Annotated in this window: 11 protein-coding genes; 5 read left to right on the top strand and 6 right to left on the bottom strand. The window is 61.5% G+C overall.

Translation table 11 applies throughout. The features are described 5' to 3' along the window. Window positions 1-94 precede the first annotated feature (94 nt). Complete coding sequence (gene fae, locus ACMGE0_RS00190) at window positions 95-601, top strand: formaldehyde-activating enzyme (RefSeq protein ID WP_085420818.1); 507 nt, start codon at window positions 95-97, stop codon at window positions 599-601. A gap of 251 nt (window positions 602-852) precedes the next feature. On the opposite strand, the gene ACMGE0_RS00185 is transcribed toward fae, so the two are convergent. Beyond that, a complete protein-coding gene (locus ACMGE0_RS00185) occupies window positions 853-1,554 on the bottom strand; it encodes a HisA/HisF-related TIM barrel protein (RefSeq protein WP_436813843.1) in 702 nt (233 codons plus the stop codon). 43 nt (window positions 1,555-1,597) lie between these two features. Between ACMGE0_RS00185 and ACMGE0_RS00180 the strand changes: the two genes are divergently transcribed. After that, complete coding sequence (locus ACMGE0_RS00180) at window positions 1,598-2,650, top strand: hydantoinase/oxoprolinase family protein (RefSeq protein WP_436813842.1); 1,053 nt, start codon at window positions 1,598-1,600, stop codon at window positions 2,648-2,650. Window positions 2,651-2,673: 23 nt separating this feature from the next. Here the strand turns inward: ACMGE0_RS00180 and ACMGE0_RS00175 are convergent, their stop codons facing one another. The 5 genes from ACMGE0_RS00175 to ACMGE0_RS00155 are packed head-to-tail and all read right to left on the bottom strand — an operon-like array spanning window position 2,674 to window position 6,976. Beyond that, on the bottom strand, window positions 2,674-3,237 hold the full coding sequence (locus tag ACMGE0_RS00175) for a DUF447 domain-containing protein (RefSeq protein ID WP_436813841.1): 564 nt from the start codon (window positions 3,235-3,237) through the stop codon (window positions 2,674-2,676). Further along, a complete protein-coding gene (locus ACMGE0_RS00170; RefSeq protein ID WP_436813840.1) occupies window positions 3,234-4,631 on the bottom strand; it encodes a DUF6513 domain-containing protein in 1,398 nt (465 codons plus the stop codon). Before ACMGE0_RS00170 ends, ACMGE0_RS00175 begins: the two co-directional genes overlap by 4 nt. After that, complete coding sequence (locus ACMGE0_RS00165; protein WP_436813839.1) at window positions 4,624-5,175, bottom strand: flavoprotein; 552 nt, start codon at window positions 5,173-5,175, stop codon at window positions 4,624-4,626. Before ACMGE0_RS00165 ends, ACMGE0_RS00170 begins: the two co-directional genes overlap by 8 nt. Further along, window positions 5,172-5,810: an amino acid kinase family protein gene (locus ACMGE0_RS00160; RefSeq protein ID WP_436813838.1), complete on the bottom strand. Its 639-nt coding sequence runs from the start codon at window positions 5,808-5,810 to the stop codon at window positions 5,172-5,174. Before ACMGE0_RS00160 ends, ACMGE0_RS00165 begins: the two co-directional genes overlap by 4 nt. Then, entirely contained in the window at window positions 5,807-6,976 is a 1,170-nt protein-coding gene (locus ACMGE0_RS00155) for a (5-formylfuran-3-yl)methyl phosphate synthase (RefSeq protein WP_436813837.1), read from the bottom strand. Before ACMGE0_RS00155 ends, ACMGE0_RS00160 begins: the two co-directional genes overlap by 4 nt. Before the next feature lie 233 nt (window positions 6,977-7,209). Here ACMGE0_RS00155 and ACMGE0_RS00150 point away from each other — a divergent pair, with 233 nt between their 5' ends. The 3 genes from ACMGE0_RS00150 to ACMGE0_RS00140 are packed head-to-tail and all read left to right on the top strand — an operon-like array spanning window position 7,210 to window position 9,853. Beyond that, on the top strand, window positions 7,210-8,358 hold the full coding sequence (locus ACMGE0_RS00150) for an ABC transporter substrate-binding protein (RefSeq protein WP_436814487.1): 1,149 nt from the start codon (window positions 7,210-7,212) through the stop codon (window positions 8,356-8,358). A 21-nt stretch (window positions 8,359-8,379) separates the two neighbouring features. Further along, a complete protein-coding gene (locus tag ACMGE0_RS00145; protein ID WP_436813836.1) occupies window positions 8,380-9,354 on the top strand; it encodes a YVTN family beta-propeller repeat protein in 975 nt (324 codons plus the stop codon). A gap of 31 nt (window positions 9,355-9,385) precedes the next feature. Further along, window positions 9,386-9,853, top strand: coding sequence for a cupredoxin domain-containing protein (locus ACMGE0_RS00140; protein WP_436813835.1), 468 nt, complete (start codon window positions 9,386-9,388; stop codon window positions 9,851-9,853). Window positions 9,854-9,867: the final 14 nt, after the last annotated feature.

Genomic DNA, 9,867 nt, shown 5'->3' with positions numbered 1-9,867 from the left:
AAGGATAGCTGTCCATCGAGCCTCATGTCTCGTGTGGTACGGCTTCTTTGGACAAACGCATTTTTGACCACAGGGTACATGGGAGGAATTGGCCGTGGCAAAGATTAGCAAGGTAATGGTTGGTGAGTCTCTCGTTGGTGAGGGAAATGAAGTCGCTCATATCGATCTTCTGATCGGACCGCGCGGAAGCGCCGTGGAAACGGCATTCTGCAACGCACTTACGAACAATAAGGACGGGTTTACGTCGCTGCTGGCGGTCATCGCACCGAACCTGGCGTGCAAGCCCAATACGATATTGTTCAACAAGGTCACCATCAAGGGTGCAAAACAGGCCGTGCAGATGTTCGGCCCGGCGCAGCATGCGGTGGCAAAGGCAGTGCAGGACAGCGTTGCCGAAGGCATCATCCCCGTCGAGGAGGCCGATGACGTCTTCATCTGCGTCGGCGTCTTCATCCACTGGGAGGCCGAGGACGACGCCAAGATCCAGGATTATAACTACAGGGCAACGAAGGAAGCGATCGAGCGTGCGGTGACGGGCAAGCCGACCGCGGCGGAAGCAACCGCTCAGCGGGACTCCGTCAAGCATCCTTTCAGCGCTTAGACAAGAAGCAACCCCGCACAGAGCGAGCCCCCCGTGGAAACAGGTGGCCTGTTGCGCCGGTTGTCGAGGCTCTTAGGCTTCAGCAGCGCGCCATCTTCACGCGCGAACCGTTGAAGGTGGCAACGCTTCGGCTTCGGATCGAGAAAATGGAGCTGGGGTTTGGACAATTGGTCCTCTCCCCGCTCCAAAATCAACGTCATGCAAGGTTGATAAAACCGGGAGAAGGGGTAGGCCTCTTCTCCGGGATGTTCTCATTTGCCCATCAAGGCTGAGATCTCGGCACCGCCGAGCTCGCCACTATGTAACGACGTCGCAACAAGGGCGCCCGCGATGCCCATGTCGTGCAACCGTTCCAAGTCGTCCACATTGCGGACCCCGCCCGCGGCGATGATCTTGCGGTTTCCCGCGACATCCTTGATGGCCTGAAGGCGATCGAAATCAGGCCCGCGGCGAGCCCCCACCTTGTCGAGGGTCATCACGATCACCCGCTCCGGCCAGAAGCCAGGCTCTGAAAGGATAGCCGGCGGCCCCAGGAATGTATCGCCACGAAAATCGAGGGAGAGGATCAGTCTCGGATGCGTGCCGAACGCGCGAAGAACATCCGTATTCGCCTGACTTTCCGAACCGAGAACCGCGAAGGTCCGTGCATGGGCAAGCGCCTCTTCGACATCCCTTGCGCTTCGAAAGCCCGCATCGAGCCAGACGTCGGGCTTCGGTCGCAGATGAGACAGAGGATCGGCGGTCGCGAAAGCGCTCGAACCATTCTCGATCGCATCGAGATCGGCCACGTAGAAGACCGGGAACGGATGAACTGAACGCAACCCCTCGGCGACGCTTTCGATCGCCGAGGTCGGGCTGAGCGGCGTTTCGATGGGCTTGTAGGTTTCGCGCATGCCCATCTGCGCGCGCACCACATGGCCGTCTTTGACGTCGAGAACGGGAATGATAAGCAATGGTCGAACCTCTGCAAGAACGATGACTCACATGAAAGCCGGAATGGCGGGAGAAGAAAAGAACGTTATAGGCTGGGACATCGGCGGCGCGCACCTGAAGATGGCGCAGGCCGAGAACGGCCGGATTACGCATGCCAGCACCTTCAAGGCGTCGATGTGGCTCGGGCTCGATCAGGTGCGCGATGCGCTGAACCAGTTGCGGCCGCTTTTTCAGAGCAACAGCATCCATGTCTTCACGATGACGGGTGAACTGTCGGACGGCTTTCCGTCACGGGAAGCCGGTATCCGCGGCATCCTGGATTTCATCGGAACGGAGTTCGGCCGCGACGATATCCATATCTACGCCGGTCGTGCAGGCTTCGTCGATCTCCCTCGCGCCTATGATCTCGGTTCCGATATCGCCTCGGCCAACTGGCATGCGACAGCTGAATTGAGTGCCAAGACCACGAGCGAAGGCCTATTCGTCGACATGGGCTCGACGACGACCGACATCATCGCGTTCGGTGACGGAAAGCTCCGCAACACCGGCTATTCCGATGCGGAGCGCCTGCTGACCGGCGAGCTCGTCTATACCGGCTTCACGCGCTCGGCGCTGATCGGCATCGCCGAACGGGTTCCGGTGCGCGGCACGATGACGCCGCTGATGAACGAGTATTTCGCCAACACCGCCGATCTCGGCCGCATTCTCGGAACGCTGGACGAGGCCGACGACCATTATCCCGCCGCCGACCGCAGGGCCAAGTCGCTTGCCGGATCCGTCGGGCGCATCGCCCGCATGGTGGGACGCGACAGCGCCGATCTCGACGAAGGCGAATGGATCGACATCGCCCGCTGGTTCAGCGAGCACCAGTTGCGGATGATCTACGACGGCGCGTTCATGGTGGCCGCCAATGCCAGGCTCGACCCCACCGCACCGGTCGTTGGCGCGGGGATCGGCCGCCCGCAAATCATGCAGCTCGCCAAACGCCTGGAGCGGCCTTACGTCGATTTCGGCACCCTCATCGCGGCAGCCTCGGAGGAGGCGCGGAACCAGGCCGGCAAGGCCGCACCCGCCGCTGCCGTCGCCCTGCTCTGGTTCGCGCGCGGAATGTCTTAACGACGGTTTCTCGATCGGCCGCCTCAATGCGCGGCGCGGTGCGCGTTCACCCGTTCCATCAGCCAATCCCAGGCCTGCCGCTCGTCCGGGCCTGCGGTCTTCTCGATCGCGATCGTCAGGTAGGCGATCTCGGAATCGATCTTTTCCTTCGGCAGCATGTGCAGCCTGCTCACCAGGATCGCAAGTTCGAGGACGGCCGCCTTGGCCCGGTTCATCCCGGTGAAGGGTGCATGCATGGCTTCGGCGACGACCTTGCAGAAGAAGCGCGGGCGCAGTTCGTCCTGCTTGACCGACACGACCTGCAGAACCGAATGGCTGAGCGCCGCCGCCAGACGCGGTACGGGGCAGCCCTCTACCGCAACAACCGGCCAATCCCGCCGCCCGGTGAGACAGCCCGCGAAGATCCGCATGTCGTCCGTATAGTTGGCGACGGCAAACGGGACGGCGGTGAGGTTTTCGAGCGTGGTGGAGGGCCGGAACGGCGCGATGATCCATCCGTCATCCTGCGCGATGATCCCGAGCGGCGCGATATGCACGCGGCCTTCGGCGCTCACCGTCGTCACGATCGTTTCCCGAATGAAGGTCATGGGCCTTCCTTCTTCGCCTTGAGCGTATGCCCGGCCTCGGCGAGGCGGGTGCGATCCTCGCCTGTCCGCGGACTTGCCACGCCCCAGGCAAGCGGCTCGTCCTGCGAATAACGCTTGCCCAGCTTCCAGGCGATCTCCGCCTTCATCAATTCCGCACCGAGGTAAAAGGCATGCGCCCCGTCCTGCGCCACATTGAGGGAGGGAAAGAGATCGAAGGCATCCTTGGCCGTCCAATGCCCCTGATTGCTGAAGACATGGATGCCGTCCGGTGCGGTCATGATGCGAAAATTGGCGTCGCGCACGGTGTTGGCCAACGCATCGATATCCGCAATGCTGCTGGTGAAGGGCGAGCGGTCGTGGATCTGCAGGAGGCCCGCGTCGTAGCCGCGCGGCAACGCATGATCGTTCTTCGCGGCAAACATGATCCGCCGCGCCCTGTCATGCTCCTCCACCGTGCGCACCGTATGCGGGCTGACGTTGACGACCAGCACGTTGGCGATTGCGAGCTCCGAACAGAGGCCCGCAAGAACGGCCGTGACCCCTGACGAGTCCGCATCGGTCAATTCGGTCAGGTTGCCGGTGCCCATCATCATTTCCACAGCCGGCCAGCGGCGGCGGGCCTCGACGAAGCGTTCCAGAGAAGCGGCAAAACCGAAATGAATGGGGTCGAGAACCGGATCGGCAATGAAGGATATCCCGGCTTTCTGCGCCGCATCGATGGCACGTCCGAGAGAGTCGAGATCGCCGGGCACGGCCGGAACCAGGACCGGCGTGACCTCATAACGGGCGGCGATATCGATGGTCTTCTCGTTGAGGCTCAGGAGATAATCGACGCCGGAGCGGGAGGCGAGTTCCAGCTCATCGGGGTTGGCCGAGTCGACGCTGACCGACAACCCTTCGGCCTTGAGCCGCCCGATCGCCTCCGCCAGATGGGCGAAGGGCGTGTCGGGAAGACAGCCGAGATCGATCACATCCGCACCGGCGTCCGCAAGGGCTTTGGCTCGTTGCAGCAAGGCTTCCAGCGAAAGGATCGATGCGTCGACGATCTCGGCGAAGATACGCATGTCGTGTCGCGAGAGATCGGGCGGCTTTCCTGCGCGGCCGAGATAGGCAGGCAGATCCGCAACCTCGTCCGGCCCGCGGACGAAAGGCATGCCGAACGTGTCGCTCAACCTTTCCAGATGCCCCCTGAAGCGTCCGGGCAGCACCACCCGGTCCGCCTTCAACGGCCGGGGCAGGCGCCGGCTGACGATCTCTTCCGTCATCAGGGCGGCGACCTTCACGCCGATATCGATGATCTCGTAAGTGAATGGCGTCGCTCCCAACCCGGCGAGAACGTTTTCGAGCCTGGTCTTTGCCAGGTGCCCGGTCAGGAAGACGAGATGTTCAGCCACCGCTCTCGACCACTTCTTTCCGGCGCGCCACCGCCAGTTTCAAATCGGCAAAGGATTCGACGACTTCGGTGTATTCGAAGGTCTTGAGACGTTCGGTGTTCTCCAGATCGATCGGCCGGGGATAGACTTTCACCATGCCGTGCGGCGCCATCGTCTCCAGTTCCGGCGCGGTATCGCAGGCGAAGACGATCGACGGAAGACGGCATTTGCCGGCCTGCGCATAGACGTTCGTGGCGATCGTGTCGGAAATGCCCGCCACGCATTTGGCGACGGTGTTCGACGTGGCAGGCGCGATCACCACGCTATGGTAGACGCCGTGATAGAATTCGCCGACCGGAACCGCGCTTGCCGTCTTGTCGTGGAGCACGCGCGTCGTATCCGAAAAGTCGAGCTTCAATCCGTACATCCTGAGAACCTCGTCCGCGGCCTTCGTCACGAAGACATCGCAATGGTCGAGTGAGCGGATCAGCTCGAAACATTCGACGAAGAAGTGGCCCGATCCGGTCAGGACCCAGGCCCAGCGCGGCGTATGGAGCCGCGTCATCGGCGCTCCCCTCCTCCGGCCGCCGCGCGCATTCTCATGCGAGACCCCGGTATGCGGCTCATGGGCAGCTCCGCCAGCTGCGAACGCAGCGACGATGGTCCGGAAATGTACAAGCTTGTCTCCTCCCCAAGCAGTTCCGGCAGCATGGCATCCACCACGCCCTTGTCAACCAGCGCTTGCAGACCCTCCGAAAAGTCTTCCGGATCGACCTGCTTGCACAACAGGAGATGCCGGCTGCCGATCTGCCCGCACAGCCAGGCGGCAAGCGAATCGGATGTGATGTCCCAGGATGGCGCGATGTCGGCATTGCGGGTCATCTGCGACGGAAGCCATACCGGCACTCCGCCTTCCGCCAGGATCGTTTCGAGATCATCGAGCGAACGGGCCGGCTGAAGGCGCGGATGCCGTTCCGCGATCACGATGCCGAATTGCTCCATGGCGAGAATGGCCATCTCATGCGCTGCGGCATCCGAGAAATGCATCTCCTTTTGCGAGGAGCGCACCTGGTCCGCGAACGGCCCGCCGCCCGGGACGATCACCAGCGGCAGGGTGGCCGAGGCCAGCACGGCAATCCATTGCTCCATCTCGATGCGGCCGGCCGTACTTCCTCCAAGCTTGACGACCAGCGGCGTCATCCCGCTTTCCTTCCTCCGTCGGCTGAGGCCACGACCCGAAGCGGGTTGGACGACCGGGCGCTTTCCCTTTTCCGCTCGATCTGCACCCCGACGCCACCCGGCCCGAGCTCCAGTTTCTCGACCCGGACGACCACCCGGGCCACTCTCGGATTTTCAAGGATGAAGGCGGCCGTCTGCTCGGCGAGCGTTTCGACCAAATCGACATGCCCATGGCTGACGATGGAGCGGATGCCGTCCATGATGAGGTCGTAGGACACGATTTCATGCATGTCCTTCGGATCGCGCGTAACGCGAAGCACGTCCGCCGTCACATCGAACCGCACCTTCTGCGGCTTGCCGTGTTCGAAACTATAGGCGCCGATATCGACAGGCAGGACGAAATCCCGCACGAAGATCTGATCCGTGCCGAGATCGCCGTCAGCCGGGCCGGGGAAATATCCGCGTGCCGCCAGGAGTTCGAGGCTGGCGCCGGAGGGCTTTTCGACAGGCCGTTCCCCGGGAATGAGAGCGCGGATCTTTCCCGCCGCCTCGGCATCGATATCACCGTTTCTGGCAAGATCCTTGCAGAGAGCACCCCGGAAACCGAGGAAATCCGGCTTTCCCGGCAACAATCGCGGAATGTCCGGCGCTTCCAGCGATCCCGCAAGACCCGTCATCAATCCGTGCCGCCGTCCTTCGTCCACAAAGTCCGAGGCCTCGTCAGGCGGCATATGGTCCAGCAATCGTCCCTTCGATTTGTCGTTGGTATCCAGCATGATGCCGTAGAAGCCGGCTTTCGCGAACGATGTCATGGCGTTCTCCTCATATCGATGATCGGCAAAAAGGACGGCTATCAGTCTTTTCCGGCCGGCAATGTCCGCCAGCGCCTCCACACCCGCCGCGATGCGATACGGCGGAAGAAATCCGATCTTGATGAAATCCACCGCCGTGGCGGCCACCTCCTCGACCCTTGTCCTGAGGGCCGCCGGGTCACCGGAAAATTCTCCACAGGCGGCACTGACGGGCCGTCTGCCGGAGACGAAGGCGACCACGTCCGTGATTTGCCGGATGTCTGCCGATCCGAGCGCGCCGCGCGCCGGATCCTTGAGGTCGATGATGTCCGCCCCCGCCTGCAGAACGATCTCCGCCTCTCGGCGATTTTGGACACTGGCCAGCATCAACGTCATAGGATCACTCCCCATGCACAGCATCTTTTCCAGCCGGGGCGAGAAAAGCTGAGTACAAGTATTGAGTTTATCGGGGATTTGGGTACAAACATAGTGGGCACCTTATCTGTACAGCGCAGCCGCCTTCACCGAAGGCCGGCGCGGAGCGTGGTATGACCATGAAGAGTACGGTGCCGGATACTCTTGTATTTTTTGTCGCTTGTTTTTTCCTGCTCGTCAATGCGCCGCACCCCATGGCGCAGCAGAATCCCGCCGCCAAGCCCGTAACGGAAATCCGCATAGGCTATCTCAGGGCCTACGAGCCGCAGCTGGCGCTCTCGGTCCTGGACATACCGCCGGAGGATGAGGGCGTCGCCGGGGCCAACGTCGCCATCAACGACAACAATACAACCGGAAGGTTTCTCGGCCAGTCCTTCAGCCTGGACGTGGTCCGGACGAAACGGGAGGAGGATGTCGTCCCGGTGTTCAGGGACATGCTGGCGCGCGGCGAGAAATATGTGCTGACCGATATCTCGGCAAAACAGTTGCTCTCCATCGCCGACCTCGCCAGGGAGAACGGCGTGCTTCTCTTCAACGTGGGCTCGACGGACGATGTCCTGCGCGAGCAGGAATGCCGCTCCAACGTCTTTCACACCGCGCCGACCCGCACCATGCTGGCCGACGGCCTGGCGCAATATCTGGTCTGGAAGCGGTGGCGCAATTGGGTCCTCCTCTATGGTTCTCACGAACCGGACCGGCTCTTTGCCGATGCGATCCGGCGGGCGGCCAAGCGCTTCGGTGCCAAAATCGTCGAGGAACGGCTCTACGAGGATACCGGCACGGCTCGCAGAACCGACAGCGGCGTCGTTCAGGTCCAGCGGCAGATGCCGGTCTTCACGCAGAACCTGCCGGAACATGATGTCGTCGTCGTCGCCGACGAGAGCGAGGTCTTCGGCAGCTATGTCCCCTTCCGGACCTGGGATCCGCGGCCGGTCGCCGGAACGGCGGGCCTCATCCCTTCCTCCTGGCATCCGGCCAGCGAGCAATGGGGCGGCTCGCAGATCCAGGGCCGTTTCGAGAAGGCGTCCGGGCGCCGCATGCTCAGCAAGGACATGCAGGCATGGACGGCGGTCCGCATCCTCGGCGAAGCGGCGACACGGACGAACAGCAACGACACCGCAAAGATCGAAGCCTTCATAAAGGACGAGAATTTTTCGCTGGCCGCCTTCAAGGGACAGAAGGTGAGCTTCCGCCGGTGGAACTGGCAGCTCCGCCAGCCGGTCTTCCTCGGCGACGGACGCGGAGTGATCTCCACGTCGCCGCAAGAGGGGTTTCTTCATCAGTTTTCCGAACTCGATACATTGGGAGTGGATCAGCCTGAAACAGCCTGCAAACTGAACTAAAAACGGGATTGGGAGGAGAGAATGCGCAGACATGCTTACCTGCTCGCGGGAGTCGTCGCCGCCGTCATCGATGCGGCGCCGTCATGGGCAAACGCCGTCTATGTCTCGAACGAGAAGGACAATACCGTCACGGTCGTCGATTCGAAGACGATGGAGGTGACGAAAACAATCGACGTGGGACAGAGACCACGCGGCATCACGATTTCCCACGACGGGAAACATCTTTACGTCTGCGCCAGCGACGACGATACCGTCGAGATCATCGACACGGCGACGCATCAGATCATCGGCACGCTTCCGTCCGGTCCCGATCCTGAGCTTTTCGTCCTCTCCCCTGACGGCAAGACGCTTTACGTCGCCAATGAGGACGACAATCTCGTCACCGTCATCGATGTCGAGAAGAAAAACGTGATCACAGAAATCCCGGTCGGCGTGGAGCCCGAGGGCATGGGCATCAGTCCTGACGGCAAGACGATGGTGAACACGTCCGAAACCACCAACATGGCGCATTTCATCGACACGTCGACCCATGAGATCGTGGCCAACGTGCTCGTTGATTCCCGCCCGCGCTTCGCCGAGTTCAAGCCGGACGGCTCGCAGGTCTGGGTATCCTCGGAGATCGGCGGCACGGTCTCGGTCATCGACAACACTTCGAGAGAAGTCGTCAAGAAGGTCACGTTCGAAATCCAGGGCCTGCGCTCGGAAGCGATACAGCCCGTGGGCGTGCGGATCACCGCGGATGGCAAGAAGGCCTATGTCGCCCTCGGCCCGGCCAACCGGGTAGCCGTCGTCAACACGGAAACCTACGAGGTCGAAAAATACATCCTCGTGGGCCAGCGTGTCTGGCAATTGGCGTTCACGCCGGATGGTAGCAACCTGATCAGCACCAACGGCCTTTCGAACGACATCACCTTCATCGACACGGAGAGCGATGAGCCCATCAAGTCCGTCACGGTCGGCGCATTGCCCTGGGGCGTGACGGTCGCACCCAACTGATCCGCATTTCGATTTTCAACGGGAGGAAAACATGTCGAAATTCACAGTCATTGCTTTTGCTGCACTCGTCAGCGCTCTTTCCATGCAGAACCAGGCCTTCGCCCAGGCCGCCGACAAGGACGATGACGACGATGATGCGCCCAAGGTCACGCGGGCGAGCCAGAACGTGCCGGAACTGATCCTCGGTTCAAAGGACGACAACTTCGCCGTGAACCAGAAGGATTTCGAACTCATCTCGGGACAGGGCTACCGGTGGAAAATCACGTCCGCGGCCGGGCTCGAATACAAGTTCATGACCGATCTGTTCCGCAATGTCTGGATGAACCAGATCGTCATCAACGACCTCGAAGTTCATATGAACGGCGCACCGGCATGGCTGGAATTCGATGCCGAAGGAACGATCAACATCCAGTTCACGACGGTGCGGCCGGGCGAATATACATGGTCGGTTCCAGACCTGGCTGACAAGGGAATGACGGGCAAGATCATCATCAAGTAGCCATCCCGGAAGGC

Source organism: Neorhizobium descurainiae (assembly GCF_051400715.1).
In the GTDB taxonomy this organism is placed as follows: Bacteria; Pseudomonadota; Alphaproteobacteria; order Rhizobiales; family Rhizobiaceae; genus Neorhizobium.
This window is presented reverse-complemented; position numbering and strand designations above follow the sequence as displayed.